Raw genomic sequence first — 25,553 nt, 5'->3', positions numbered from 1 at the left:
GGTGGGGGCGGGGCGGGCACACAGGTTTGGGTTGGAGTATGTGTTGCTGGCCCATGTGCCGGGGGCCACACAGCTCGTAACTTCTTGCGCCATGACGGCAGAACCCGTGGCGGTCCCCCACGTCGTACAGGTCGACCTCGCCGGTCGGACCGCCCTGGTCACCGGGGGCGGCAGCGGCATCGGGCGGGCGTGTGCCCTACGGCTGGGCGCGGCCGGCGCCAAGGTGCTCGTGGTGGACCGCAACCTGGAGGCGGCGAAGGCGGTGGCCGCCGAGGCCGGTGGCCGGGCCGAGGGGGTGGACCTGGCCGACGCGGCGGCGGTGGACCAGCTCGACGTGGACGTGGACATCGTGGTGAACAACGCCGGGCTCCAGCACGTGGCGCCGCTGCAGGACTTCCCCGTCGAGCGCTTCGAGTACATCCAGCGGGTGATGGTCGAGGCGCCGTTCCTGATCATTCGCCGCGCGCTGCCACACATGTACGCCCGGGGCTGGGGTCGGATCATCAACATCTCCTCGGTGCACGGGCTGCGCGCCTCGCCGTACAAGGCGGCCTACGTCTCGGCCAAGCACGCCCTCGAGGGCCTGTCGAAGGTGGTGGCGCTGGAGGGCGCCGCGCACGGTGTGACCGCCAACTGCATCAATCCGGCGTACGTGCGTACCGCGCTGGTGGAGAGCCAGATCGCCGACCAGGCGGCCAGCCACGGCATCGGCGAGACCGAGGTCGTCGAGAAGATCATGCTGGCCCGGGCCGCGATCAAGCGACTGATCGAGCCGGAGGAGGTGGCCGAGCTGCTGGCGTACCTCTGCTCGCCGCCGGCGGCGTTCATCACCGGCGCGTCCATCGCGCTCGACGGGGGCTGGACGGCCAACTAGTGGGGCTGCGCACAATGTCGACCATGTCGTCGCCGGTGGAGTTCCTGGAGCTGCTCGCACGCGAGGCCGCGGCGGTGGAGTTCGAGGGGCCGCTGGTGGCCGCGCGGGCCGCCGGGGTACCCGCCGCCCGGCTGGCCGAGCTGGAGCAGGCCAAGACGGTGGCACTGCGGGTACGCGCGCTACTGGAGCGCCGGCGACGCCGGGAGACCGAGCTGTCCGGCCTGTACGACACGGTCAGCGACCTGGCCGGGCTGCGCGACCTGGACGACGTGCTGCGGGCGATCGTGCACCGGGCCCGCAACCTGCTCGGCGCCGACGTGGCCTACATGACGCTCAACGACGACGAACGCGGCGACACCTACATGCGGGTGACCGACGGGTCGGTCTCGGCGCGGTTCCAACGGCTGCGCCTGCCGATGGGTGCCGGCCTCGGCGGTCTGGTGGCGCAGTCCGGCGCCCCGTACGTCACCGCCAACTACGGCGAGGACGCGCGCTTCCACCACACCGGGGAGATCGACGCCGGGGTCGGCGAGGAGGGCCTGGTGGCGATCCTCGGGGTGCCGCTGCGGCTCGGCTCCACCTCGATCGGGGTGCTCTACGCGGCCAACCGCTCGGCCCGACCGTTCGCCCGGGAGGAGGTGACGCTGCTGGTCTCGCTGGCCGCGCACGCGGCGGTGGCGATCGACACCGCCCGGCTGCTGGCCGAAACCCGCTCGGCGCTGGCCGAGTTGTCCGCGGCGAACACCACCATCCGGGCGCACAGCAGTTCGGTGGAGCGGGCCGCGGCAGCGCACGACCGGATGACCGCCCTGGTGCTGCGCGGCGGCGGCGTGGAGGACGTGGCGGCGGCGGTGACGGAGGTGCTGGGCGGGGCGCTGCTGGCGCTGGACTCCGAGGGACGTCTGCTGGCCCGGGTCGGCGAGATCGACGAGCCGGACCGTTCGGACATCGTCGAGGCGGTTGCGGCGTCCCGGACCGAGGGGCGCAGCGTACGCCGGGGGCCTCTCTGGTACGCGGCCGTGGTGGCGGGCGCCGAGAACCTGGGCGCCCTGGTGCTGCGCCCCGACGACGAGCTGGTCGACGCCGACCAGCGGATCCTGGAACGGGCCGCGCTGGTCACCGCGCTGCTGCTGCTGTTCCGGCGGACGGTCGCCGAGGCGGAGGGGCGGGTGCGCGGCGAACTGCTGGACGACCTCATCGCCCGGCCGCTGCGCGACACCGACGCGCTGCGCAACCGGGCCCGCCGGCTCGGGGTGGATCTCGACGCGCCGCACGTGCTGGTGGCGGTGGGCGACGACGCGATCGCCGCCACCGGCTCGGCCCGGCAGCGGGTGCTCTCCTGGGCCACCACGTACGCCTCGGCACGCGGCGGGCTGGCCGCGGCGCGCGACGGACGGGTGGTGCTCATGCTGCCCGGGCAGGACGCCGGTGGCAGCGCCCGGGCGGTGGCCCGGGACCTGGCCCGGGTGACCGGCCGGCCGGTGACCGCCGGGGCGAGCGGCCCCGCGGACGGGCCGGCGTCACTGGCCGGCACGTTTCACGAGGCGGACCGCTGCCTCACCGCGCTCGGCGCGCTGGGCCGCTCCGGTCAGGGTGCGAGCACGGCCGAGCTGGGCTTCGTCGGGCTGCTGCTCGGCACGGTCGGCGACCAGGGCGACCGGGACGTGGCGCAGTTCCTCACCGCCACCGTCGGTCCGGTGGTCGACTACGACGCCCGGCGGGGCACGGCGCTGGTACGGACGCTGGAGGCGTACTTCGGAGTGGGTGGCAGCCTGGCCCGGGCCGCCGAGCAACTGCACGTCCACGTCAACACGGTGACCCAGCGGCTGGAACGGGTCGGTCAACTACTCGGCGCGGACTGGCAGAAGCCCGAACGGGCACTGGAGGTCCAGCTAGCGCTGCGCCTACACCGCCTACGCGCCCCAGCCACAACCTAACCACCACCCCCACGCACCCACCCACGCCCCCGCCCCGCGCGTCGAGCCCACGCCCCCACGACCACCCCCACCCCCACCCCCCGCGTCGATCTAGGGCAAATCGCTGCTTGTCGATCTCCATCAGCAACGATATGCCCTAGATCGACGCGGCAGGCGGGGCGCGCGCGGGGCGGGGCGCGGCGCGGCGCGCGGCGCGGGCGGGGCGGGTTAGCGGGCGCGGATGCCCTCTAGTACGGCGTCGACTACCTGGCCGGGGAGGGTTTGCTCGTCGAGTTCCGGGTTCCATTGCAGTACCCGCTGGATCAGCATCGGCCCGGTGAGCAGCGCCATGGTCACTTCGAGGTCCGTGTCGGGCCGGAGGGATCCCTCGCTGATGCCGCGCCGCAGCACCTCGCGCATCAGCTGCCGGCGTGGGGCGATGATGTTCTGGTAGAGCTGGAACTGGTCCTTGCTGCGGTTCACCGCGGGCACCAGGCACGGCATGATTTTCGCCGCTCGCGGATCGGCGTTCTTGCCGATCGCGCCGACCAGCAGCACCAGGTCGTCCCGGACGGAGTGGCCGGCCGGCTGCGGCATGATGCCCTTGAGCCGGCGCAGCGCGTCCAGCAGGAGCGCGTCCTTGCCGGCCCAGCGGCGGTAGATGGTGGCCTTGCCGACCCCGGCGCGGGCGGCGATCGCCTCGATCGAGAGCGCCTCGGTGGTGGTGCCTTCGGCGAGCAGATCGAGGGTGCCCTCGATGATCGCCTCATCGGCGCGGATGCTCCGCGGTCGCCCGGGCGACCGCGGAGCATCAGCAGTAGACGTCATGTCGGACATTGTCCCCGAACCTATGCCGTCTCGGCCAACTCGGGCTCGGCGGCCGGCATCGCCGAGGCGGCGGCCGGGGCCTCCCGGCCCGGCATCCAGCGCAGCACCACGAGGATCCCGAGCGCGGCGACCACCGCGGAGAGCCCGGCCGCCCAGTGCATGGCGGTGACGAACGCGTCGTTGGCCGCCGCGATCAGCTTCGGCGCCGCCGGGCCGAGCTGCCCGGCCGCCGCGTACGCCCCGGAGATCGACTCGTTGGCCGCGTCGCGGGCCTGGGCGGGCAGGCCGGTCAACGCGTCGCCGATGTCGCTGCGGTAGACCGCGGAGAGCACCGAGCCGAGGACCGCCACGCCGAGCGCGCCGGCCACCTGGCGGACGGTGTTGCTGACGGCGGAGCCCACGCCGGCCTTCTCCCGGGGCAGCGCCGACATGATCGACTCCGTGGCCGGCGCCATGATGTTGGCCATCCCGGCGCCCTGGAAGAAGAAGACGACCAGCACGATCCAGATCGGGGTGGTCGCGCCGATGAAGATGAACGCGGCGAGTGCCGCCGCGGTCAGCACCAGCCCGGTGGCGGCGACCGCCCGACCGCCGAAGCGGCGGACCATCGCGGCGCTGCGCGGTGCGAAGATCAGCTGAGCACCGGCGAAGGGCAGGAAGAGCAGACCGGTCTGCAGCGGGCTGTAGCCGCGTACCAGCTGCAGGTAGAACGATCCGAAGAACATCGAACCCATCGCGGCGAAGAAGACCAGGCCCACGATGGCGACCGGCGCGGCGAAGCGCGGCAGGCGGAACAGCCGGACGTCCAGCGACGGGTGGTCGCTGCGCCGCTCGTGCTGCACGAACCAGGCCAGCACCGCCAGGCCGACCAGGATCGAACCCCAGGCCAGCGGCCGGTCGAAGCCGTGCTCGCCGCCGTCGATGATGCCGTAGGAGAGGGCGACCAGGCCGACCACGGAGAGCAGGACGCCGAGCACGTCGACGCGGCCCGGACGCGGATCGCGCGACTCGGGGACCAGCAGGGCGACCAGGACCACGCCGGCGACCACCACCGGCACGTTGATCAGGAAGACCGAGCCCCACCAGAAGTGCTCCAGCAGCGTGCCGCCGAGGACCGGGCCGATCGCCACCGCGAGGCCGACCGCGCCGGCCCAGACACCGATCGCCCGACCACGCTCACGCGGGTCGAAGACGTTGGAGATGATCGAGAGGGTCACCGGCATGATCGCCGCGCCGCCGACGCCCATCAGGGCGCGGGCCGCGATCAGCTGGCCGGGGCCTTGCGAGTACGCCGAGAGCAACGACGCCAGGCCGAACACCGCCAGCCCCACCATCAGGAAGCGCTTGCGGCCGAGGCGGTCGCCGAGCACCCCGAAGGTGAACAGCAGCCCGGCGAAGACCAGCGTGTAGGAGTTGATCGCCCACTCCAGCTGACCCTGGCTGGCGCCGAGGCCGTGCACCGGGTCGGCGAGGGTCCGCAGTGCGACGTTGAGGATCGTGTTGTCGAGGACGACCACCAGGAGGCTGATCACCAGCACCCCCAGGATCGCCCACCTCCTCGGGTGTCCGGTGTTCTCGTGCAGTTCCATGCCCAGTTCTCCCCCGGGTTCACCCGCCGCGCAATACGATACGGGTCAGACTCGTAACTCGGGACAGCGTACGACCGGCATTAACGATACGACACCGATCCGTATCGAATGTGGTGGGCGTCACCCCCGGAGGAGCGGCTGGCGGCCAGGCAGGCGTCCACGGCGGCCGGCAGCGTACGCAGGTGGAGCGCCGGCTCGCTGAGCGGCTCGATCCAGCCCGGCCCGGCGCCGTACACCCGCAGCACCGGGAAGTCCCGGGCGAAGCGCACCAGGCGGTACGCGCGGCCGGTGACCGGCGTCTGCGCCCAGAGCACCACGGTGTGCGGGCGGGCCCGGCGCACCGCGCTGGTCAGCGCGGCCCACGGCAGCGCCGGGCCGAGCAGCAGACAGCCGCGACCCTGCTCCCGCAACGCGGCGGCGAGCACGTGCAGGCCCAGGCAGTGCGCCTCCTGCTCGGCGCCGGCCAGCAGCACCCCGCCGGCGGGCAACGACCGGCCCGGCTCGCGGCGGTACACGTCCAGCCCGACCCGGACTCCCTCGCAGAGGGCGTGCTCGACGGCGATGTCGGCGGGCGTCCGGCCGCGCAGTCGGGTCAGCAGCGGTTGGCAGACCTGCTCCCAGAGCGTCGGCACACCCCAGGCGTCGGCCAACTCCAGCAGCACGGCGGCGACGTGGGTGTCATCCAGGTCCTCGGCCGCCAGCGAGACCCGCTTGTGCGCGGCCTGGACGGCCTCGGCCGGCATCGGATCGGTCAGCACCAGACGTACCCCCGGGAAGTTTTCACTACCCGGGGGTTCGCTGGAACGACGCGCGGTGGATGCGCCTGGGTCGGAATTACCGGCGGCGCGCCGCCAACCGGTGCGCCAGCGCGGCGGCGCTGCCCCAGAGACCGCGCCGGAACAACACCACGACCAGGACGAAGATGCCGCCGGTGACCAGGCCGATCGCCTCGAACCCGGAGAACGACAGCCAGTCCTCCAGCCGGACCACGATCGCGGCCCCGAGCACCCCGCCCCAGAGCGTGCCGATCCCGCCGAGCACCACCACGATGACGGCCTTGCCGGAGGTGGTCCAGTGCAGCACGTCCAGCGAGACGAACCGGTGCCCGACCGCGAACAGCCCTCCGCCCAGACCGGCGATGAAGCCGGAGAGCACGAACGCGGTGAGCTTGTAGCGGTGCACCGGGTAGCCCAGTGCCCGGGCACGGGCCGGGTTGTCCCGGATGCCGACCAGCACCCGACCGAACGGCGAGTGCACGATCCGCCAGGCGGCGGCCAGCCCGAGCAGCACGATCGGCAGGATCGCGTAGTAGAAGTAGTAGTCGTCGGTGAGGTCGGCACCGAACAGCTCGCGCGGCACGCCCTGCAGGCCGTTCTCACCCTGGGTCACCGAACGCCAGTCGTTGGCGATGTAGTAGACCATCTGCGCGAAGGCCAGGGTCACCATGGCGAAGTAGATGCCGGTCCGCTTGACCGCCAGGTAGCCGATCGGCACCGCCAGCACGGCGGCGGCGAGCGCACCGGCCAGCACGGCCACCGGGAACGGCAGGCCGGCGTGGATGGCCACCAGACCGGTGACGTACGCCGAGGTGCCCCAGAACGCGGCGTGCCCGAACGACATCAGCCCGGTGAAGCCGAGCAGCAGGTCCACCGCGACGGCGAACAGCGCCCAGCAGAGGATGTCCACCGCCACCGCCGGATAGAGGCCGTTGGGCAGCCACGCGGCGACGGCCAGCCCGACGGCGAGCAGCGCGTACCGCACCCAACCGGGGGCGCGGGCCACGGCGACCAGCCCGGACGGCGGCGCCGGTCTGCTCGCGTCGGGCGGGGTGTCCACGGTGCTGGTCATGCCGGCGCCTCCTCACGACCGAACAGGCCGGCCGGGCGCCACAGCAGCACGGCGGCCATCACCAGGAAGACGATCGTCTGCGACACGATCGGAAAGTCCGACAGGTACGCCTCGCCCCACGACTGGACCAGGCCGATGCCGAAGCCGGCGGCGACCGAGCCGAAGATCGAGCCCAACCCGCCGATCACCACCACCGCGAAGACCACGATGATCAGGTCGGCGCCCATCAGCGGGTTCACGGCCCGCATCGGCGCGGCCAGTACGCCGGCGAGCCCGGCCAGCCCGATCCCGAAGCCGAAGACCGGCGTCACCCAGCGGCTGACGTCGATGCCGAACGCCCGGGTCAACTCGGGCCGCTCGGTGGCCGCCCGGACCACCATGCCGATCCGGGTCCGGCTGAGCACCCACCACACCACGACGCAGAGCAGCACCGCGAAGCCGAGGATGAACACCCGGTACGTCGGGAAGTCGAAGAGCCCGAAGTCCACCGTCCCGCTCAACTGCGACGGGGTCGCGTACGGGCTGGACTGCACGCCGTAGCGCAGCTTGACCAGGTCCTGCAGGATCAGCGTCAGGCCGAAGGTGAGCAGGAAGTTGTAGAGCGGGTCCAGTTTGGTCAGCCGGTGGATCACGACGCGCTCCAGCGCCATGCCGAGCAGGCCCAGCCCCACCGGCATGATGACCAGGGCCGCCCAGAACGGCACGCCCGCCTCGGTGAGCAGCACGTACGCGCCGAACGCGCCGAGCATGTAGAACGCGCCGTGGGCGAAGTTGACCACCCGCAGCATGCCGAAGATGACCGCGAGCCCGAGGGCGAGCAGGGCGTAGAACGCCCCGCTCACCAACCCGTTGAACGTGTTCTGGGCGAATCCGCTCACAGCGTCATCCTTGTTCGCGACTGCGGGGCTCGCAGAACCGGCGCACTCCTCGCGCTCACAGCTTGCAGTCCGCCGACGGCGCCCGGAACGCCTCCGCGGCCGGGATCGTCTTGAGCACCTTGACGTAGTCCCACGGCTCGGCGACCTCGGACTGCGGCTTCACCTGCGCGAGGTACGCGTCGTGCACCACCCGGTGGTCCTCGGCGCGGATCTTGCCGTTGCGCAGGAAGACGTCCTCGACCGTCTTGCCCTCCAGGCCCTTGACCACGGTGTCCGCGTCGTCGGTGCCGGCGGCCTGCACCGCCTCCAGGTACTGCAGCGCGGCGGAGTAGTTGGCCGCGTGCGCGAAGGTGGGCCGGGTGCCGGTCTTCTGCTGGAACCGGTCGGCGAACTCCCGGTTCTTCGCGTCGAAGTTCCAGTACCAGGCGTCGGTGTAGGTGGTTCCGGCCAGCGCGGCGGGGGTGAGCGAGTGGATGTCGGTGAGGAACATCAGCCCGACCGCGAGGTCGACGCCCTTCTCCCGCAGCTTGAACTCGTTGTACTGCTTCACCACGTTGACAAGTTCGGCGCCGGCCTGCATGGTGCCCAGCACGTCCGGCTTCGGGGTCAGGTTCGGCGCCTTGAGCAGGAAGGTGGAGAAGTCGCCGCTGGTGTTCGGGAACGGCGCGCCGTCCTTGCCGACCACCTTGCCGCCGGCCGCCGTGATGGCGGTCGAGAAGCTCTTCTCCATGTCCTGACCGAACGCGTAGTTCGGGTACAGGATGTACCAGTTCTTGCCGATCTGCTCGGTGGTGGTCTTCCCGGTGCCGTTGGCCAGCATGTACGTGTCGTACGCGTAGTGGAAGGTGTACTTGTTGCAGCTCTTGCCGGTCAGGTCGGTGGTCGCCGCGCCGATGTTGAAATAGAGCTTCTTCTTCTCCTTGGCCACGTCGGCGACCTTCAGCGCTGCCGACGAGGTGGGCACGTCCAGGATCAGGTCGACGCCCTTGCGGTCGTACATCTCCTGGGCCTTGGAGTTGGCCACGTCCGGCTTGTTCTGGTGGTCGGCGGTCTCCGCGGAGATGTTCTTGGTCACCGCCTTGTCGCCGTACTTCGCGGTGAAGTCGGCGATGGCCATCTCCACCGCCGTGACCGAGTTCTTTCCGGACAGCTCCGAGTACACCCCGGACTGGTCGTTGAGCACGCCCAGCACGATCTTGTCGCCGGTCAGCTTCTGGTCGCCGCCGGACTGGGGACCACCGCCGCCGCAGCCGGCGACCAGCACCACCGCGGCCGACGCCGCGGCCACACCCACCGTCCTCCGCATGCCCACTCCATCCATTCCGCGCGTCGCGCGGGTCGTCGTTGCGAGAAAAAATCAGATCCCGAGGTACGCCAGCAGCTCGCGTTCCCGCGAGCGCACCTCGGAGTTGTCCATCGCCTCGGCGACGCGTCCCTCGGCCAGCAGGTAGTGCCGGTCGGCGACGCCGGTGGCGAAGTGCAGGTTCTGCTCGACCAGCAGCACGGTCACCCCGTGCTTCTTGGCCTCCCGCAGCAGGTCACCGACCTGCTGCACCAGCAGTGGCGAGAGCCCCTCGGTGGGCTCGTCGCAGAGCAGCAGTCGGGCGCCCATGCGCAGCACCCGGGCCAGCGCGAGCATCTGCTGCTCGCCGCCGGAGAGCATGGTGGCCGCCGAGTCGCGCCGGGTGTAGAGCGCGGGGAACGCCTCGTACACCCGCTCCAGCGACCACGGGTCGGGACCGACCGTGGGTGGCAGGGTGAGGTTCTCGGTGACGGTCAGGGTGGCGTAGCTGCCCCGGTCGTCGGGCACCCAGCCCAACCCGAGCCGGGCCCGCCGGTGCGCCGGGAGCCGGCCGATGTCCCGTCCGTCCAGCTCCACCGTGCCGCGTTGGCCCGAGTGCAGCCCCATCACACAGCGCAGCAGGGTGGACTTGCCGGCGCCGTTGCGCCCCACCAGGGTGACCACCTCGCCGGCGGCGACCTGCAGGCTGACGTCGCGCAGCACCTGCGCCTCGCCGTACCAGGCGGAGAGGTTCTCAATGCGCAGCATCAGCGGCTCCCAGGTAGGCGGCGATCACACGCTCGTCCGCGCGGACCTGCTCGTACGGGCCCTCCACCAGGACCTTGCCGGCCTGGAACACGGTGACCGTGTCGGCGAGCCGGCCGACCACGCTCATGTTGTGCTCGACCATCACCACGGTCCGGCCGGCGCGGACCCGGCCGATCAGCTCGACGGTGCGGTCGACGTCCTCCAGCCCCATCCCGGCGGTCGGCTCGTCGAGCAGCAGCACCTTCGGGTCCAGCGCCAGGGCGATGGCCAGCTCCAGGGCCCGCTTGCGTCCGTACGCCAACGACTCGGAGGGTGCGTCCGCCAACTCGGCCAACCCCACCATGCCCAGCAGTTCGTCGGCCCGTTCGGTGTAGCGGCCCATCAGCTTCGCCGAACGCCAGAACCGCCAGCCCAGGCCGCTGGAGGCCTGGAGGGCCAGCGCGACGTGCTCCCGGGCGGACAACTGCGGAAAGAGGCTGGTGATCTGGAACGAGCGGGCCACACCGAGTCGGGCGACCTGCTCCGGCGGCAGCCCGGTGACGTCCCGGCCGGCCAGCTCGATCCGCCCGCCGCTGGGCCGCAGAAAGCCGGTGAGCAGGTTGAACAGCGTGGTCTTGCCGGCACCGTTCGGCCCGACCAGCGCGTGCACGCTCTCCGGTGCGACGTCGAGGTCGACGTCGTCGACCGCTCGGAAGCCCCGGAAGTCGCGGGTCAGCCCACGGGCCGACAGGAGCGCTTGCCCGGCCATCGCCTCATCCTCCGCAGGGTCTCGGCGACGGTCGATTCGGTGACCGTGGTCACAGGCCCGTCGCGTGGAGGAAACCTACGGCGGGTTCCGCGAGTCGAGCCATGTCGATCGACTCCATATTCAGCCAGCGAAGGACGTGCGCGCGCCCCACTCCCCGGCGTCGCCCGCTTGACCGGGCCTCCTAGGTTGATGATCCACACAGCCCAGCGGAAGGTCCTCACCCCATGCCCGTCGGCTTCACCATGGCGATCGTGTTCGCCGTCGCCATGGCGGTCAGCGCCGTCCTGGCGCTCGTCGCCCCCAGAAGTGCCGTGAAGCGGACGGCCGCCCTCGCGGCGCTCGCCCTCCTCGCCGGGACACTGTTGCTGGGCATCACCTCCAGCGCCCACTCCGTGCCGATCCGCTCGGTCGGCATCGTCACCAGCTTCGGCAAGCCCACCGGTGAGGTGACCGGCTCGGGCCTGAAGTGGGTGGCACCCTGGCAGAAGGTCGGCGAGTGGGACGCCGGCCGCCAGAAGTACGACCACATCGGCGGCAACAGCTGCGTACGGGTCCGTACCGGGACGCTCGCCGACGCCTGCGTCGAGGTGCTCATCGAGTGGCAGGTCAAACCGGAGAACGCGCCGAAGCAGTTCATGGACTACAAGGGAGACTTCGACAGCTTCCGTGGCCAGCGGGTGGGCGTACAGCTCGACAGCGCGGTCAACGACGCGTTCGCCGCGTACAACCCGCTGGAGAAGATCGACGCCAAGACCGGCGACCTCAACGTGGACCTGAAGCCGTTCGCGGCGAACATCAAGGCCAGCGCGGACACCCGGCTCGCCGTCGACGTCGACATCCTCTCGGTGACCATCACCCGGGTGAACCACGACGACAAGACCGAGGCCAACATCCGGGCCTTCCAGGACAAGCTCGCGCAGACCCGCAACCTGGAGCAGGACCGTAAGAACGCGGAGATCTCCAAGCAGATCACCGAGACCAACGCGAAGGTCGACAAGGTGACCCGCTGCCTGGAGATCGCCGAGAAGAACGGCGCCAACCCGGGGCTCTGCATCAACCCGGGCATCGTCACCGGCAAGTGACCGGACCCGGCCCACCCACACGGGTGGGCCGGTCAGCCGTACCTCAGTCGAGGGTGACCACCCAGCGAGCGCCCTCGCCCCGCGCCAGCCGGTCGAACGCCGTCGGCGCTTCCTCCAGCGAGATCGTGCCGCTGACCAGCACGCGCAGGTCCAGTGCGCCCTCGGCCAGTTCGGCGGCCAGCACCGGCACCTCGCGGTCCGGGTCGGACGAGCCGTACACCGAGGAGCGCAACGTGCGGGCGGAGTGGAAGATGTCCAACGCGCCGAGGCTGACCATGTCGTCCTTGGCACCCATGCCGACCACGGTCACCGCTCCGCCGCGCCGGGTGAGCCGCCAGGCCGCCCGGATGGTGGCGGCCCGGCCAACGCACTCGAAGGCGTGGTCGACGCCGCGGCTCTCGGTGCGCGCGCGTACCTCCTTGGAGAGCCGGTCGTCGGAGAGCAGGAAGTCGGTCGCCCCGGCGGCGAGCGCCAGGTCCCGCTTCGCCTCGGCGACGTCGATGGCCAGGATCGTCGTGGCACCGGCCCGGCGGGCCGCGCTGATGAGGGCGAGCCCGACGCCACCGAGCCCGACGACCGCGACCGACTCGCCGGGCGCTACCCGGGCGGTGTTACGGACCGCGCCGACGCCGGTGAGCACCGCGCAGCCGAGCAGTGCGGCCTGCTCGGGCGGCAGCCCGGCGGGGATCGGGATGACGGCGCGCTCGGGTACCACCACCGCCTCGGCGAGCGCGCCGAGGCCGAGGGTCAGGTGCAGCGGGACGCCGTCGTCGGTCTCGCCGCGCGGCACGGTGGGGGCCGTGGTGGCGGCGCAGAGCCACGGCTCGCCGCGCCGGCACCACCAGCAGGCCCGGCAGGCCGGCGCCCAGTTGAGCACCACCGGCGTACCGACCGCCAGCCGGCTGCCCGGCCCGACCGCGGCCACCACTCCGGTCGCCTCATGCCCGAGCACCAGGGGGAACCTCGCGGCGAGGGTGCCGTTGACCATCGACAGGTCGGAGTGGCAGACGCCGGCCGCCCTGATCGTCACCCGCACCTCGCCGGGGCCGGGCGCGGGCAGGCGTACCTGCTCGACCCGCAGCTCAGCACCGGACCCACGCGCGACGAGCGCGCGGACGGTGACCGGCGTGCCCGCCGGCTCGGTGCCGCCGGGCGAGGCGGCCGGGGACAGCTCGGTGCCGCTCATCGCTGGATCGCCTTCAGCTCGCAGAACTCGGCGAGCCCGTGCACGCCCAACTCCCGGCCGAGGCCGGACTGCTTGTAGCCACCGAACGGGGCGAGCGGGTTGAACGGGGCACCGTTGATGTCGACCGCGCCGGTACGCATTCGCCGGGCCACCGCGAGCGCGGCGTCGGTGTCGGTGGACCACACCGCGCCGGCCAGCCCGTACCTGGAGTTGTTGGCGATGGCCACCGCCTCGTCGGTGTCGGCGAACGGGATGACGGCGAGCACCGGGCCGAAGACCTCCTCCTGGGCGAGGGCGCTGTCCGGGTGTACGTCGGCGAAGACGGTCGGTGCGACGAAGTGCCCCTGGGCCGGCACCGGGGCGTCCGGGCCACCGGTGACCAGTCGGGCACCGTCGACGAGCGCCCGGTCGACGTGGCCCCGGACCCGCTCGGCCTGGGCGGCGGACACCAGCGGGCCGAGCCGGGTGGCCGGGTCGAACGGGTCGCCGAGGCGGTAGCCGGCCACCGCCGAGGCGATCAGGTCGAGCGCCTCGGCGTACCGGTCGCGGTGCACCAGCATCCGGGTCCAGGCCGTGCAGGTCTGCCCGGAGTTCATCAGCGCGTTGCCGACGCCGACCTTGACCGCGGTGGCCAGGTCGGCGTCGGGAAGGATCACGTTGGCCGACTTGCCGCCCAGTTCCAGAGCGACCCGGGCGATCCGGTCGGCGGCGAGCCGCATGATCCGCCCGCCGGTGGCGGTGGAGCCGGTGAACGAGACCAGGTCGACGTCGGGGTGCCCGGCCAGTGCCTCACCGACCACCGGACCGGTGCCGGGGACCAGGTTGAGCACACCCGGCGGCAGCCCGGCCTCGGCCACGGCGTCGAAGAGCAGGTAGGCCGTCAGCGGGGTCAGCTCGCTGGGCTTGAGCACCACCGTGCAGCCGGCGGCCAGCGCGGGTGCCAACTTGGCCATCACCTGGTGCAGCGGGTAGTTCCACGGGGTGATCGCGCCGACCACGCCGATCGGCTCGTGGACCACCAGCGAGTTGCCGATGGCCTCCTCGGCCTCCTGCCGGGCGGCGAGCGCGACGTGGTCGCGCAGCACGATCAGCGGCAGCCCGACCTGCACCCGGGTGGCGAGCTTGAGCGGGGCGCCCAGCTCCACGGCGATGGTGCGGGCGAGGTCGTCGGCGCGCGCGGCGAGCGCGGTGTGCAGCCGGTCGAGGTGGGCGGAGCGCTCGGCGGGGGCGGCGGCCGACCAGCCGGGGAAGGCGGCGCGGGCTGCGGCCACGGCACGGTCCACATCGGCCGGCGTACCGGCCGGCACCTGCCCGATCGGCACACCGGTGCTCGGGTTCTCCACCTCGATCACGTCGTCGGCGGTGGACTCGGTCCACTCGCCGGCGATGTGCAGGTGGTGCCGGAGGCGCAGGGCGTCGGACAGCGGCTGCGACGGCGGGGCGGCGAGATCCATGTCGTCCCTTCGGGGGTGGGCGATGGGCGAGGAAACTAGCGCTGGGAGTTTCGACGCTACCCGTTGGGCCGTCCGGACTCCACCGGGCCCACGGTGCGGGCGTACTCGGCGGCCAGGCCGTGCAGCAGCGCGTCCAGGCCGAGGGCGAAGGCGCCCTCGTCCACGCTCTGCTGGTGCTCGGCGAGCCGGTGTGCCTGGCGCAGGTGCGGGTAGTGGGCGGCGTACAGCTCGGGGTCCTCGACGAAACCGCGGGCGAACGAGCCGAGCGCCGACCCGGCCACGAAGTAGCGCAGCGCAGCGCCGATGTGGGTGGCCCGGGCCGGTGGCCAGCCGGCGCGGACCAGCCCGCCGTAGACCGCGTCGGCCATGGCCAGGGCGGCCGGTCGACGGCCGGGCCCCTGGGCCAGGTACGGCACGATGTTCGGGTGCGCGGTGAGCGCCCGCCGGTAGGACCAGGCCCAGTCGCGCAGTGCGGTGACCCAGTCCCGGCTGACGAAGCCGCTGGTGTCGACGGCGGCGGTGACCGTGTCGGCGACCGCGTCCAGGATCTCGTCCTTGGTGGCGAAGTGGTTGTAGAGCGAGGGACCCTGCACGCCGAGCGCGGCGGCGAGCCGACGGGTGGACAGCGCCGGCAGGCCCTCGGCATCGATGACCGCGGTGGCGGTCTCGACGATGAGCTGGCGGGTGAGCCGGGGCTGACGTGGTCGGGGCACTGCGCTCCTCGCGGGTCTCGGCCGTGGGGTCTGGACGCGGCAAAACTTACACCGCTAGTTTAAGGGTGACCGGCAGCACCGACGCCAGGAGGACCACCGTGGACTTTTCGCTGACTGACGAGGAGCGGGCTGTACGGGACACCGTCCGGTCGTTCATCCGCCGCGAGGTGATGCCGCTGGAGGCGGAGGTGCTCCGCCGCGAGCGCGCGCACCAGCCGGGCCTGGACCACTCGGAGCTGCGCGAGCTGCAACTCAAGGCGCGCAAGTTCGGCTTCTGGGGGCTGGCCACGCCGGAGGAGTACGGCGGGATGGCCCTGCCGGCCGTCCTCCAGTCGTTGATCTGGACCGAACTGGGCCACACGTTCGTGCCGTTCCGCTTCGGCGGCGAGGCGGACAACATCCTGTTCCACGCCACCGAGGAGCAGAAGCAGGAGTTCCTGATCCCGACCATCGAGGGCGAGCGGCGCTCCTGCTTCGCGATCACCGAGCCGGGGGCCGGCTCGGACGCGGCGAACATCCGGCTGTCCGCCCGCCGCGACGGCGACGACTGGGTCCTCGACGGTGAGAAGACCTTCATCACCGGCGGCCACGACGCCGACTTCGCGATCGTGGTGGCGGTGACCGACCGGGACAAGGGCGCCCGCAACGGCGGGGCCACCGCGTTCCTGGTGGACCGGTCGATGGGCTGGCGCTCGGAGTTCATCCAGACCATGGGCGAGGGCGGGCCCGCGTCGCTGATCTTCGACGGCGTACGCGTGCCGCACCGCAACATCCTCGGTGAGATCGGGCAGGGCTTCACGCTCGGCATGGAGTGGATCGGCAAGGGCCGCTACACCATCCCCTCGCACGCCATCGGCATCGCCGAACGGGTCCTGCAAATGGCGATCGACTACGCCAACACCCGGGAGACCTTCGGCGCGAAGATCGGCACCAACCAGGCCATCCAGTGGATGATCGCCGACTCGGAGACCGAGTTGGAGGCGGCCCGCTGGCTGGTGTTGAAGTCGGCGTGGACGGTCGACCAGGGCCTGGACCCCCGGCACGCCTCGTCGATGGGCAAGCTCTACGGCGCGGGCATGGTCAACCGGGTGGTCGACCGGGTGCTCCAGATCCACGGCGGCATGGGCTACACCCGGGAGCTGCCCATCGAACGTTGGTACCGGCAGGTCCGGCTCTACCGGATCTTCGAGGGCACCGACGAGATGCAGCGACTGATCATCTCCCGGGACCTGCTGCGCGGATACACGAAGATCGGCGGTCACCTGGCCTGAGCTGCTGCGGCGCGGGCCGGCTCAGCCAGCCCGCGCCGCGTCGGCCTAGCTCGTCAGCGCCGTCAGCGCGGCGTCCACATCGGCCTCGGTGGAATAGACGTGGAAGGAGGCCCGGACCCGCCCGGCGCGTACCGCCGCCCGGATGTTGGCCGCCGCCAGCCGCTCCTGCGCCCCGGGCACGTCGACCGTGACGATGGCGCTCTCCCCCGGCGGTTGGCCCAGCCCGGTCAGGAACCGGTTGGCAAGCGCCACGTCGTGCTCACGGATCGCCGGCACACCGATCTCGGCGATCAACTCCAGGGCCGGTACCGCGCCGACCCAACTGAACCAGGCCGGCGCGATGTCGAACCGGCGGGCGTCATCGGCCAGTCGCAGCGGCGGGCCGTAGTAGGAGTCGTGCGGGTCGCGACCCGCGAACCAGCCGGCGGCGTCCGGGCGCAGGCGGTCGCGCAGCGCCGGGGCAAGATAGGCGTACGCGCAGCCGCGCGGGCCCATCAGCCACTTGTAGCCGCTCACCACCACCACGTCGGCCAGGCTCCCGTCGAACGGCAGCCAGCCACACGCCTGGCTCGCGTCGATCACCACCAACGCGTCGTGCGCACGGGCCGCGGCCACGATCTCGTCGTACGCCGCGACCGCGCCGTCGGACGACTGCACCAGGCTGAACGCGACCACGTCGGTCCCGCCGTCGATCGCGTCGACCAGCCCGTCCGCGGGCACGGTCCGGACCTTGACGCCGCGATCCTCCTGCACCAGCCACGGAAAGAGATTCGAGGTGAACTCGACCTCGGGGACCAGCACCGTGGTGCCTCCCGGCAGCGCCGCCGCGACCGGCGCGAGCATCTGCGAGGCGGTCGCGCCGACCGCCACATCACCGGCCGATACGCCGATCAGACCGGCGAACGCCACGCGGGCCTGCTGCACCGAGTCGCCCCAGCCCTCCCACGACGTACGGCCGACCCGCCAGTCGGCCAACGCCTCCTGCATGGCCGACCACGCAGGGTCGGGCGGCAACCCGTAGGAGGCGGTGTTCAGCCAGCCGGGCTCCGGCCGCCACAGCTTCTGCGCCTGCTCGATATCCATGGCGTCGACGCTAGGCCAGCGGTACGCGTACCGGCACGGCCAATCGACGACCGGCGGTCTGCGGCGCAGCAGCGAGGGGACGAGCTTCCTGACATCATGCGAGCCATGCGGGACGCGGACCTGGTCGGGCTGTGGGACAGCGGCCCGTACGACTACGGCTCGATGGAGTCGAGTTGGCTGTGCCTGCGCGGCAACGGCACCGGCTGGACCGCATGGGCCAACGCCGCGGGCGGCGCCTCGGTGAGTCAACTGACCTGGAGTTGCCCGCACGAGGCGGAACTGGAGCTGCGGTACACCTGGACGGCCTCGGGCACCGGTTTCCCTGGCACACCGCCGACGTTCGTCGAGGTCGACGAGGAGGGCCCGGACGACGCTTTGGTGCGTACCCGCTACCTGGTCCGTATCGACACACCGCCGTTGAGCCAGGTGCCAGCCGTGAGCCTCGACCTACAAGAGAGCGTCGAGTTCGCCCGCCGCTTCGCGCTCGTCACCCGGGATCCCACCGATCCCGACAGCGCCGGGCCTCCGCGTTGAGGACCACGACGAGATCTTGGACAGTTACCGTTCGGCGCTAGCGGTAACTGTCCAAGATCTGCGGAGCTTGGGCCGTTGGGGTGATGAGTAACCAGCAGGGGGAGCCGTGACCGGTCGGATCGTGCGCGAGGAGGACCTCGCCGGCTTCACCGCGGGCCAGATCCTGGACGTGCTGAAGGCCCTCACGGTGATTCTTGCCCTGCCGCAGTCGGCTGCCGAGCAGGTCGACGCCCTCGCCATCGCGAGCGGTCAGGGTGAGGAATGGCGCTTCAGCCATGCGATCCGGAGCTGGGAGGCCAACCCCGACCTGCGTCACCTGCTGGTGGCGAACGGGAACCCGGCCGAGAAGACCTACGTCGAGATCACGCTCGACTACCTGCGGGGCTTCGGCCTCCGTCGTACCGAAGGCGTCTGCTTGCAGGCCGAGCCGGCGCCCAACACCGGCCTGCAAGCAGCGTGGATCGCCGACCAGGTGCAGGGCCTGGGCATCGCCAGCCTCGGGCTCGTCGTCTCGCCCTATCACCTGCCCCGCGCCTACCTCACCGTCCTCAAGGCGCTCGACAACGGTGGGTTGCGTATCCCCGTAATCCCGGTCCCGGTGGCCGTCGCACCGGACGCGCCCGTCCCGGAGACCGGAGCCGACACCTACGACCTCATACCGGGAGAAGTGACCCGCATCCTCAGCTATCAGGACAAGGGATGGGTGGCCACCTCCGAGGAACTTCAGCAGTATCTGCGGTGGCTGTGGAGCCACCACGCACCCCTACTCGTCCCCTTCGTGAGCACACGAGGACCTGCTCGTATCGCCACGACAACGGGGTAAGCCGTCCTACGCTGCGAAAGATGAGGCCCGCTCGACCTCCGGTCAATGAAAAGCGGATAGGGAGGCACGTATGGCCGTCAAAACCAAGGCACGTACCGATATCCGGCCATTCACTGTAGAGATTCCGCAGGCGGAACTCGACGATCTGCGCACGCGCGTCGCGGCCACACGCTGGCCCGACAAGGAAACCGTCGCGGACCAGTCGCAGGGCGTGCCGCTCGCGACGATTCAGGCACTCGCCCGCTACTGGGAGAAAGAGTACGACTGGCGCAAGGTCGAGGCGAGACTGAACGCCGTGCCGCAGTTCATGACGGAAATCGACGGACTGGACATTCACTTCATCCATGTCCGTTCGAAGCATGAGGACGCGATGCCGCTCATCGTCACGCACGGGTGGCCCGGCTCGATCATCGAGCAGATGAAGATCATCGAGCCGCTGACCGACCCCACGGCACACGGCGGCAACGCATCGGACGCCTTCCACCTGGTGATCCCGTCGTTGCCCGGCTACGGCTTCTCGGGCAAGCCGACCGCCTCCGGCTGGGGCGCCGAGCACACCGCGCAGGCCTGGACCGAGCTGATGAAGCGCCTGGGCTACACGCGGTTCGTGGCGCAGGGCGGCGACTGGGGTGCGCTCGTCGTCGACCAGATGGCCCTGCAGGCGCCTCCGGAACTGGCCGGCATCCACTCCAACATGCCCGGTGCGGTCCCACCCGAGATCGACAACCTGTTCCAGTCCGACACCACCGGCGCGAACGACGCGCCCGGCAAGCTGCCGTCCAACCTGTCCGCCGACGAGAAGCGCGCGTGCGAGCAGTTGAACTACGTCTGGAAGCACGTGGCGTACGCCCTCATGATGGCGACCCGACCGCAGACGTTGACCGGGTTGGTGGATTCGCCGGTCGGGCTGGCGGCCTTCCTGCTCGACCACGACGCGGCCAGCCTGAAGCTGATCTCGCAGGCCTTCGACGGGAAGACCGTGGGCCTGTCACGGGACGACATCCTGGACAACATCACGCTTTACTGGCTCACCAACACGGCGATCTCCTCGTCCCGCCTGTACGCGGAGAACAAGCTCTCCTTCTTCGCCGCGAAGGGCGTCTCCTCCGTCCCGGTCGCCGTGAGCGTCTTCCCCGACGAGCTCTACCAGGCCCCGCAGAGCTGGGCCGAGCAGGCGTATCCCAATCTCATCTACTACAACAGGCTCGACAAGGGCGGGCACTTCGCCGCCTGGGAGCAGCCGGCGCTCTTCACCCAGGAACTGCGTACCGCGTTCCGGTCGCTTCGGTAGATGGCCGTGCACCTGCCGTCGTTCGGCGGGGCGACCGAGTGGCTCAACTCCGAGCCACTCGGCCCCGCCGAGCTGCGCGGCCACGTCGTCCTGGTGAACTTCTGGACGCTGACCTGCATCAACTGGCTGCGCCAGGAGCCGTACGTCCGTGCCTGGTCACAGGCCTACCGGGGTGACGGGCTGGTCGTCATCGGGGTGCACACACCGGAGTTCTCGTTCGAGTACGAGACCGACCGGGTACGACCGGCGGTCGCGGCGCGAGCGATCGACTACCCGGTCGCGATCGACACCGACTACGGGGTCTGGAGTGCCTTCGACAACCACTACTGGCCGGCGCTCTACTTCGTCGACCGAGACGGTGTGATCCGGGACCAGCACTTCGGTGAGGGACGCTACGAGAAGTCCGAGCGTGTCATCCAGCAACTGCTCGGCATCGAGCGCGAGCCCGTTCCCGTCGCCGGGGTCGGCGTGGAGGCCGAGGCCGACTGGAGCAACCTGCGTACGCCCGAGACGTACCTCGGTTACGGGCGCGGCGAGCACTTCGCGTCGCCGGGCGGTGCCGCGCTCGACGAACACCGCGGCTACGAGGTCCCCGAGCGCCTGCGCCTCAACCACTGGGCCCTGGGTGGCGAGTGGACGATCGGGTCGGAGAACGTCCTGCTCGACCGGGCTGGCGGGAGCCTCGTCTGCCGGTACCACGCACGCGACGCGCACCTCGTGCTGTCCTGCGGGGCACGCGAGCCGATCCCCTTCCGGGTGCTCGTCGACGGGGCGGCTCCGGGCCCGGCACACGGCGTCGACGTCGACGAGGACGGCAACGGCGTGCTCCGCGACGGTCGCCTCTACCAGCTCGTACGCGAGCCCGGCGCGGTCCACGAACGGACCCTGGAGATCACCTTCGGCGGGCCCGGCGCCGAGGCGTACGCCTTCACCTTCGGTTAACGGACCTCACCGGCGGATCCGGGCCAGGCCGGCGGCGAGGCTGGCGAGCCACCCGTCGACCTCCACCAGATGCCGGACCGCGGTGTGGGAGTCGACCTCGCCGAGCAGTGGACGGATCCGGTCGAGTTCGTCGACGCACCCGACCGGGGTGGGCATCGGACCCGGGGGCCGGCCGTCCGCGACCCGGTCGGCCAGGTCGTCGTACGCCGATCGCAGTTCCGCGGCGGAGCGGCGCAGCAGCGTCGCCGCGGCCGGCCAGCCGGCGAGGCAGCCGGCTGGGTTGCGCCGCAGCAGTGACTCCGCGCCGGACAGCACGTGGTGCCCGACGCCCAGCGACGCGTCCCAGTCCACCCGTCGGTTGGCCGGGTGGTGCCGCTCCAAGTGGTACTGGCAGCGGGACGAGTCGACCAGGATCATCCGCTCCCGGACGCGGCCGAGGACGTCGTCGGGCGGAGCGCCGCCGAGCACCGCCCGGACGGTCTGCTCCACCGCGTCCCCGCTGACCGTCAGGTAGCGGGCGGCGTTGCGCCGCAGGTCGTGGCTCGCGCCGCGCGGCCACATCGCCACGCCGACCAGCACACCGATCACCGCGCCGAGCCCGACGTCCACCAGACGAGCCTCGGCGAGCCGCCACCCTTCGGGGCTGAGCTGGACGAAGACGACCGTCAGCAGCAGCGTGAACAGCGCCTGTTGCCAGAGCGGCCCCAGCAGCCGCCCGACCCCGAAGGCCAGCATCACCGTCACCGGCAACGCGACGGCGTAGACGATCGGCTCCTCGATGACGAACAGCAGCAGGCCGCTGACGGCGGCACCGGCGATCGTGCCCAGCACGGCGGGCCGCAGCGCCATCCGTGTGTCCGCCGCCGACGTCCGCAGAACGGTGAGGGTGGCCAGCAGCACCCAGAAGCCGTGGGTGAGCTGGAACGCTCCGGCGGCCACCCGGGCGATCGCCAGCGCCACGGCCAGCCGGAGCGCGCTGTGCAGGTGCGCCGAGCGGGGTGCCAGGTGGGCGCGGAACTGTCGCCAGTACAGCGTCCAGGGGCCGTGCCGCGCGTACTCGAACACCCCCGCGTCGGTATCCGCGCCGCCGGGCCGCGACCCGGCGGCCACCTGGGCGCCGACGGCGAGCACCCGGACGTGGTCGGCGAGGGCCAGCGCGGTCGCGTCCCGGCACAACCGGGGTACGTCCGGCAACTCACGCCGGTTGTCCGGCCCCACGGGGTACGCCGCCTCGGCCCGCCCGATCGCGGCGTCCAGCTCGCCGAGGTCGACCGGCGGCGCACCGGGCGACATGCTCCGGCCGGCGGCACGGGTCGTATCGGCGCAGGTCCGCAGCAGCCGTACCGCCGCCAGAGCCGGGATCGGCTCCGGCGGGACGTCCGCCGCCAGCCGGTCCGCCTCGCCGAGCACCTCGCGCAGGGCCGCACCGCAGATCCGCAACGCCCGGTCGCGGGCGTCCGCCGCGGTCGGCGCCAACTCGGGAGAGGTACGGTCCAGCGACAGCCCGGCCACCACGTCGTACGCCCGCTGGCGCCGCGCCTCCCGACCGGGCCGCGGGTTCGTCAGCTCCTCGGCCGTGGCGTCGAGGTACGCCGCGACGCCTTGCGCCGCGTCGGCGATTCGTCGCCGGTACGAGATCGGCACCGGATCGGGCCACAGGAACACCTCGGCCAGGGCGAGCAGCACGATGGCGATGGTGACCCCGACCAGCCGCTCCGGCAGGGCGCCCGGCTCGTACGGCGGAAAGGACGCCAGGATGTAGAAGAGCTGGAACGCGCTGGCCAGTCCCACCAGGCGCGGGTTGCCGACCCCGGCGAACGCCACCAGGAACCCGATGACCAGCATTCCCCCGGCGGCCGCCCAGGTGTTCCATGCCAGCAGCGTGCCCGCGGCGAGCAGCGCCCAGACCACCGGCAGCGCGGTGACGAGGATTCGCGCCCGCTGCGGCGCAGGGCCGGGCAGCTGCGCGAACGCCCCGGCGGCGACCGCGCCGAACAGCCCGTAGGTGGCGAGCATCGGGCTCCCGACGCCGTAGCGACAGGCGTAGAAGACCCCGGACGCGACGAGTGTCAGCCGTGCCGCACGCCGCAGGACGGCATCCCCGGGGTCACGGCGACGAAGCCGGCCCAGGAGGCTGGTTCCGAGCACGCCTGGTTCCCCCGGGTTCGTCGCAGCCCCTCCCCCTCCCCCGGCCAACCATTCTCCACCGAGCCTTGCGGCGGGGGCGCGTTTCGCGGCGATCGGCCACCAGCTGGCGTCCCGACCAGCACCACCGGCCGATGGGCGGCCGTTGCTCTGATGCGGTTCAATGGGCGGTCAGCCTCAGGTGAACCGATCGTGGCGGAGTGTGATCGCGTTGACGACGAGCAGTCGGGGTCAGCGATGGTCGAGTCTGTTCGTAACCCTGCTGTCCGCCCTGGTGCTGGTCCTGATCGCGGCCGTGACGTCGGTGGTGGCACTGGCGGTCAACGAGGCGAGTAGCGGCGAGAAGAGATGGCCGTGGGGATTGCACGTGATCCAGGACTATCCGTTCCCCGCGCTGCTGGTGCTGACGATTCTGTTCGCCGCGTTGAGCGTCATGGCGATGTCGGTCAAGCGGGCGCCCACCGCCACGCCTCCCCCTGATGTCGCTGCGGTGCTGCCTGCCCCTGAGGACCGCAGCCTGCCGGGCGGTACCGGCCTGGTGGATGCGCCGGTGGGTGAGCTGCCGTTGGTGGTCCGGGGCCGCGACGGTCTGGTCGGAGACCTGCTGGCGCCGCCCACCGCCGGCTCGTCCCGGGTACGCGTGGTGGCGGGGATGGGTGGTCGCGGGAAGACGACGGTGGCGTTGGCGGCAGCCCGAGAGGCGCGCACCGCCGGCTGGCGGGTGTGGTGGGTGTCGGCGGCGGACCAGTCGACGCTGGTGGCTGGGATGTCGGCGGTGGCCCGGGAGGCGGGGGCGGCCGAGAAGGAGGTGACCGGGGCCGATTCAGATCTGGCCCTGGCCGGGCTGGTGTGGCGGTGCCTGGAGCGGATATCGGGCCAGTGGCTGCTGGTGATCGACAACGCCGATGAACCCGCCTTGCTCGCCCCGGGCGGCACGAGTGTGGCCGGGGGCACGGGTTGGCTCCGGTCGGTCGAGCGGGGAATCGTGCTGGTGACCAGTCGGGTGACCGACCGGGGCACCTGGGGTCAGCGGGCGGCCTGGTTCCCGTTGCGGGATCTGGACGAGCAGCCGGCGGCGTTGATGCTGCTGGACCGGATGGCGCGCTCCGATGAGCCGGAGTTGGTTCCCGCAGCGACCGAGGTGGTGAATCGGTTGCAGCGCCTGCCGTTGGCGGTGCACCTGGCGGGCTCGTACCTGGGCTCCGGGATGGCCGAGGTCGGCCTGGAGGGCTACCTGGGCCTGTTGGAGAGGCGATCCGTGAGCCTGCTCAACCAGGGCGCCCCGGGCTGGGGCGAGCAGGATCCCCGCCGGCTGGTGATGTCGACGTGGGAGATCTCGCTGGATGCCCTGGAGAAGCAGGGCCGGACGCGGGCACGGATCCTCTTGCGGGTGTTGTCGTACCTCGCGGCCGGGTCGGTCATCCCGGTGTCGATGGTGGACGCGGCAGTGCTGTCGGAGTTGGGGCTGCTTGCCGAGGGGGAGGAGGGACGCGCGGAGTTGTCCGGCGGGCTGGCGGGGCTGCGGGCCGTGGGTCTGTTGGAGAGCGCACCGACGGGAGTGGGCGACGGTGGGGACGGGTTCGTGGTGCATCCGCTGGTGGCCGAGGTGTCCCGCTGGTGGGCAGATCGGGATGGGCAACGCACCGCGTTGACGGAGGCGGCAGCCAGGCTGGTCATCGCCGCAGCCAGGCCACTTGGCCCCACCAATCCCGAACAGCGGGCTGCGTGGCAGGTGCTCGCACCACACGCACGAATGGTTCTGGACGTGGCCATCGACATAGGCACCGACGTGGTCTCTGCCGTGGTCGGAGTCAACAATGGCCTGAGTTATCACCTGTTTGCCCGCGGCTTCTATCTGACCGCCATCGACCACGGCGAGCAGGTGAGCGCCAAGGCCTCAAGCCTGCTCGGCGAGGAGCATCCGAACGCCCTGGCATCGCGAAACAACCTCGCCGCCCTCTACCAAGCAGCCGGACGACTGACCGAAGCCATCCCGCTCTACGAAACCACCCTCAGCGCACGCGAACGGACCCTGGGCAACGAACACCTCGACACCCTCACGTCCCGAAACAACCTCGCCGGCGCCTACCAAACAGCAGGGCGGCTGACCGAGGCCATCCCGCTCTACGAAACCACCCTCACCGCACGCGAACGGACCCTGGGCAACGAACACCCCGGCACCCTCACGTCCCGAAACAACCTCGCCAGCGCCTACCAAACAGCAGGGCGGCTGACCGAAGCCATCCCGCTCTACGAAACCACCCTCACCGCACGCGAACGGACCCTGGGCAACGAACA

The 25,553-nt window shown here is 71.5% G+C and carries 22 protein-coding genes; 9 read left to right on the top strand and 13 right to left on the bottom strand.

Annotation, left to right across the window (positions count from 1 at the left end; all coding sequences use genetic code 11):
* The first annotated feature begins 91 nt into the window (after nt 1-91).
* Nucleotides 92-874, top strand: coding sequence for a 3-hydroxybutyrate dehydrogenase (locus ACFQGL_RS29955; RefSeq protein ID WP_377515986.1), 783 nt, complete (start codon nt 92-94; stop codon nt 872-874).
* A gap of 14 nt (nt 875-888) precedes the next feature.
* Nucleotides 889-2,811 (top strand): helix-turn-helix domain-containing protein, encoded by a 1,923-nt coding sequence (locus ACFQGL_RS29950; RefSeq protein WP_377515985.1) that lies wholly within the window; start codon nt 889-891, stop codon nt 2,809-2,811.
* Between the two features lie 207 nt (nt 2,812-3,018).
* Here the strand turns inward: ACFQGL_RS29950 and ACFQGL_RS29945 are convergent, their stop codons facing one another.
* From ACFQGL_RS29945 to ACFQGL_RS29910, 8 genes are all read right to left on the bottom strand, one after another.
* The gene (locus ACFQGL_RS29945; protein WP_377515984.1) at nt 3,019-3,627 is read right to left on the bottom strand and encodes a TetR/AcrR family transcriptional regulator; all 609 of its coding nucleotides are present in this window, start codon (nt 3,625-3,627) and stop codon (nt 3,019-3,021) included.
* A gap of 11 nt (nt 3,628-3,638) precedes the next feature.
* Nucleotides 3,639-5,207: an MFS transporter gene (locus tag ACFQGL_RS29940; protein WP_377515983.1), complete on the bottom strand. Its 1,569-nt coding sequence runs from the start codon at nt 5,205-5,207 to the stop codon at nt 3,639-3,641.
* An 80-nt stretch (nt 5,208-5,287) separates the two neighbouring features.
* Nucleotides 5,288-5,965, bottom strand: a complete 678-nt coding sequence (locus ACFQGL_RS29935; protein WP_377515982.1) for a transcriptional regulator — start codon at nt 5,963-5,965, stop codon at nt 5,288-5,290.
* A 76-nt stretch (nt 5,966-6,041) separates the two neighbouring features.
* Nucleotides 6,042-7,055 (bottom strand): branched-chain amino acid ABC transporter permease, encoded by a 1,014-nt coding sequence (locus ACFQGL_RS29930; protein ID WP_377515981.1) that lies wholly within the window; start codon nt 7,053-7,055, stop codon nt 6,042-6,044.
* On the bottom strand, nt 7,052-7,933 hold the full coding sequence (locus ACFQGL_RS29925) for a branched-chain amino acid ABC transporter permease (RefSeq protein ID WP_377515980.1): 882 nt from the start codon (nt 7,931-7,933) through the stop codon (nt 7,052-7,054). The genes ACFQGL_RS29930 and ACFQGL_RS29925 overlap by 4 nt, the downstream gene beginning before the upstream one ends.
* Before the next feature lie 55 nt (nt 7,934-7,988).
* On the bottom strand, nt 7,989-9,239 hold the full coding sequence (locus ACFQGL_RS29920; protein WP_377515979.1) for an ABC transporter substrate-binding protein: 1,251 nt from the start codon (nt 9,237-9,239) through the stop codon (nt 7,989-7,991).
* Between the two features lie 51 nt (nt 9,240-9,290).
* On the bottom strand, nt 9,291-9,983 hold the full coding sequence (locus ACFQGL_RS29915) for an ABC transporter ATP-binding protein (protein ID WP_377515978.1): 693 nt from the start codon (nt 9,981-9,983) through the stop codon (nt 9,291-9,293).
* Nucleotides 9,970-10,731, bottom strand: a complete 762-nt coding sequence (locus ACFQGL_RS29910; protein WP_377515977.1) for an ABC transporter ATP-binding protein — start codon at nt 10,729-10,731, stop codon at nt 9,970-9,972. The genes ACFQGL_RS29915 and ACFQGL_RS29910 overlap by 14 nt, the downstream gene beginning before the upstream one ends.
* A gap of 224 nt (nt 10,732-10,955) precedes the next feature.
* Between ACFQGL_RS29910 and ACFQGL_RS29905 the strand changes: the two genes are divergently transcribed.
* Entirely contained in the window at nt 10,956-11,813 is an 858-nt protein-coding gene (locus ACFQGL_RS29905) for an SPFH domain-containing protein (RefSeq protein ID WP_377515976.1), read from the top strand.
* A 43-nt stretch (nt 11,814-11,856) separates the two neighbouring features.
* Here ACFQGL_RS29905 and ACFQGL_RS29900 read toward each other — a convergent pair whose 3' ends face one another.
* Genes ACFQGL_RS29900 through ACFQGL_RS29890 form a run of 3 tightly spaced genes read right to left on the bottom strand, consistent with a single transcriptional unit; the run spans nt 11,857 to nt 15,166 of the window.
* Nucleotides 11,857-12,999: an alcohol dehydrogenase catalytic domain-containing protein gene (locus ACFQGL_RS29900; protein WP_377515975.1), complete on the bottom strand. Its 1,143-nt coding sequence runs from the start codon at nt 12,997-12,999 to the stop codon at nt 11,857-11,859.
* The gene (locus ACFQGL_RS29895; protein WP_377515974.1) at nt 12,996-14,453 is read right to left on the bottom strand and encodes an aldehyde dehydrogenase family protein; all 1,458 of its coding nucleotides are present in this window, start codon (nt 14,451-14,453) and stop codon (nt 12,996-12,998) included. Before ACFQGL_RS29895 ends, ACFQGL_RS29900 begins: the two co-directional genes overlap by 4 nt.
* Before the next feature lie 56 nt (nt 14,454-14,509).
* Nucleotides 14,510-15,166: a TetR/AcrR family transcriptional regulator C-terminal domain-containing protein gene (locus ACFQGL_RS29890; protein WP_377515973.1), complete on the bottom strand. Its 657-nt coding sequence runs from the start codon at nt 15,164-15,166 to the stop codon at nt 14,510-14,512.
* Between the two features lie 98 nt (nt 15,167-15,264).
* Here ACFQGL_RS29890 and ACFQGL_RS29885 point away from each other — a divergent pair, with 98 nt between their 5' ends.
* Complete coding sequence (locus ACFQGL_RS29885; protein WP_377515972.1) at nt 15,265-16,437, top strand: acyl-CoA dehydrogenase family protein; 1,173 nt, start codon at nt 15,265-15,267, stop codon at nt 16,435-16,437.
* Between the two features lie 45 nt (nt 16,438-16,482).
* Here the strand turns inward: ACFQGL_RS29885 and ACFQGL_RS29880 are convergent, their stop codons facing one another.
* Nucleotides 16,483-17,520, bottom strand: a complete 1,038-nt coding sequence (locus ACFQGL_RS29880) for an aminotransferase class V-fold PLP-dependent enzyme (protein ID WP_377515971.1) — start codon at nt 17,518-17,520, stop codon at nt 16,483-16,485.
* 105 nt (nt 17,521-17,625) lie between these two features.
* Between ACFQGL_RS29880 and ACFQGL_RS29875 the strand changes: the two genes are divergently transcribed.
* The 4 genes from ACFQGL_RS29875 (at nt 17,626) to ACFQGL_RS29860 (ending at nt 21,110) form a co-directional block, all read left to right on the top strand.
* Nucleotides 17,626-18,054, top strand: coding sequence for a hypothetical protein (locus tag ACFQGL_RS29875; protein ID WP_377515970.1), 429 nt, complete (start codon nt 17,626-17,628; stop codon nt 18,052-18,054).
* 106 nt (nt 18,055-18,160) lie between these two features.
* On the top strand, nt 18,161-18,877 hold the full coding sequence (locus ACFQGL_RS29870; protein WP_377515969.1) for an ElyC/SanA/YdcF family protein: 717 nt from the start codon (nt 18,161-18,163) through the stop codon (nt 18,875-18,877).
* A gap of 70 nt (nt 18,878-18,947) precedes the next feature.
* Nucleotides 18,948-20,168 carry an epoxide hydrolase family protein gene (locus ACFQGL_RS29865; protein WP_377515968.1) on the top strand — a complete coding sequence of 407 codons (1,221 nt, stop codon included), beginning with the start codon at nt 18,948-18,950 and terminating at the stop codon, nt 20,166-20,168.
* Nucleotides 20,169-21,110: a redoxin domain-containing protein gene (locus ACFQGL_RS29860; protein WP_377515967.1), complete on the top strand. Its 942-nt coding sequence runs from the start codon at nt 20,169-20,171 to the stop codon at nt 21,108-21,110.
* A 6-nt stretch (nt 21,111-21,116) separates the two neighbouring features.
* Here ACFQGL_RS29860 and ACFQGL_RS29855 read toward each other — a convergent pair whose 3' ends face one another.
* Nucleotides 21,117-23,258 carry an FUSC family protein gene (locus ACFQGL_RS29855; RefSeq protein WP_377515966.1) on the bottom strand — a complete coding sequence of 714 codons (2,142 nt, stop codon included), beginning with the start codon at nt 23,256-23,258 and terminating at the stop codon, nt 21,117-21,119.
* Between the two features lie 208 nt (nt 23,259-23,466).
* Between ACFQGL_RS29855 and ACFQGL_RS29850 the strand changes: the two genes are divergently transcribed.
* Nucleotides 23,467-25,553: tetratricopeptide repeat protein (locus tag ACFQGL_RS29850; RefSeq protein WP_377515965.1), on the top strand; the 2,087-nt coding region annotated here is incomplete at its 3' end.

Origin of the sequence: Micromonospora vulcania (assembly GCF_042658605.1) — a bacterium.
Classification (GTDB): domain Bacteria; phylum Actinomycetota; class Actinomycetes; order Mycobacteriales; family Micromonosporaceae; genus Micromonospora; species Micromonospora vulcania.
This window is presented reverse-complemented; position numbering and strand designations above follow the sequence as displayed.